This window comes from Burkholderia sp. Ac-20344 (assembly GCF_017104975.1).
Lineage (GTDB): Bacteria > Pseudomonadota > Gammaproteobacteria > Burkholderiales > Burkholderiaceae > Burkholderia.
The window spans coordinates 1-1,838 of record NZ_JAAGPP010000344.1 but is presented as its reverse complement, the minus strand read 5'-3'; the positions used below and the strand labels follow the sequence as shown (position 1 = coordinate 1,838).

General features: G+C 67.7%; 1 protein-coding gene. It reads right to left on the bottom strand.

The window, feature by feature from the left end; translation table 11 throughout:
- Window positions 1–8: 8 nt before the first annotated feature.
- Window positions 9–1,838: amidohydrolase (locus G3N64_RS39015; protein WP_205788884.1), on the bottom strand; the 1,830-nt coding region annotated here is incomplete at its 5' end.

Below are 1,838 nucleotides of genomic sequence, written 5' to 3'. Positions count from 1 at the left end.
TCGCCATGTCAGACCGCCCAGCACGAACAGCCGAACGCGCCCCAGAAGCCCTTCGCGTCCGATGTCGGCAACGCACGGCCCCACGCGCCTGCATGCGCATGACCGTGCACGCCGCATGCGCTCGCGCAGCCGCACATCGCGGCGGCCGCCGCACGCTGCAGCGGCGCGCCGTTGCGCTGCGTCGCACCCCAGCCGCCATAGCCGCCGTACTCGCGCACCGGCGACCAGTCGGGCATCGCGGGCGGAATCGGCGCGTCGTGCGACGCGAACGGCCCCGCGCCCCACACGATCCGGCCGCCGACCACCGTCAGCAATGCCGTCGTATCGACGATATCGTCCTCCGCGCACGTGAAGAAATCGCGATCCGGGACCATCAGGTCGGCGAGCTGGCCAACCGCGATGCGCCCTTTCTTCCCTTCCTCGTTCGAGAACCACGTCACGTACTCGGTCCACATGCGCAGCGCGGTCTCGCGATCGAGCAGGTTGCGCTGCGGATACAAGCGCATCCCGCCGACCGTCTTGCCCGTCACGAGCCACGCGAGCGACACCCACGGGTTGTACGACGCCACGCGCGTCGCGTCGGTGCCGGCCGACACCTTGATGCCTTTCGACAGCATCTTCGCGACCGGCGGCGTCGCTTCGGCCGCCTGCGCGCCGTAGCGCTCGACGAAGTATTCGCCCTGGTACGCCATCCGGTGCTGCACCGCGATGCCGCCGCCGAGCGCGGCGATCCGGTCCATCGATTGCTCGGAGATCGTTTCCGCGTGATCGAAGAACCAGTTCAGCCCTTCGAGCGGGATATCCGCGTTGACCTTCTCGAACACGTCGAGCGCGCGGCTGATCGTTTCATCGTAGGTCGCATGCATGCGCCACGGCCAGCGGTTCTGCGCGAGCACGCGCACGACGCCTTCGAGATCGTCCTCCATCTGCGCCGGCAGGTCCGGGCGCGCAACGCGGAAATCCTCGAAATCGGCCGCCGAAAACACCAGCATCTCGCCCGCGCCGTTGTGGCGGAAGTAGTCGGTGCCATCGTGGTACTTGACGCTCTTCGTCCAGTTCACGAAGTCTTCCTTCTCCGCATTCGGCTTCTGCGTGAACAGGTTGTACGCGATGCGGATCGTCATCTCGCCCGCGTCGTGCAGCTTGCGGATCACCTCGTAATCGTCGGGATAATTCTGCGACCCGCCGCCCGCATCGATCACGCCCGTCACGCCGAGCCGGTTCAGATCGCGCATGAAGTGGCGCGTCGAGTTGTACTGGTACTCGAACGGCAGCTTCGGGCCTTTCGCAAGCGTCGCGTAAAGGATCGTCGCATTCGGATTCGCGAGCAGCAGGCCCGTCGGGTTGCCCGCTTCGTCGCGCAGGATCGTGCCGCCCGGCGGCTCCGGCGTGTCCTTCGTGTAGCCGACCACCCGCAACGCGGCCGCGTTCAGCAGCGCGCGGTCGTACAGGTGCAGGATGAATACCGGCGTATCGGGCGCGGCTGCGTTGAGCTCGTCGATCGTCGGCAGGCGCTTCTCGGCGAACTGATGTTCGGTGAAGCCGCCGACCACGCGCACCCATTGCGGCGCCGGCGTGATCGCGACCTGCTGCTTGAGCATCTCCATCGCGACCGCGAGCGAGCGCACGCCGTCCCAGCGCAGCTCCATGTTGTAGTTCAGGCCGCCGCGAATCACGTGGCAGTGGTTGTCGGTCAGGCCCGGCAGCGCGGTGCGGCCGCCGAGGTCGATCACCTTCGTCGCACGGCCCGCGAGCGGCATCACGTCCGCGTCGCTGCCGACCGCGACGAAGCGGCCTTCCTTGATCGCCACGGCAGCGGCGACGGGGTTCGCGCGGTC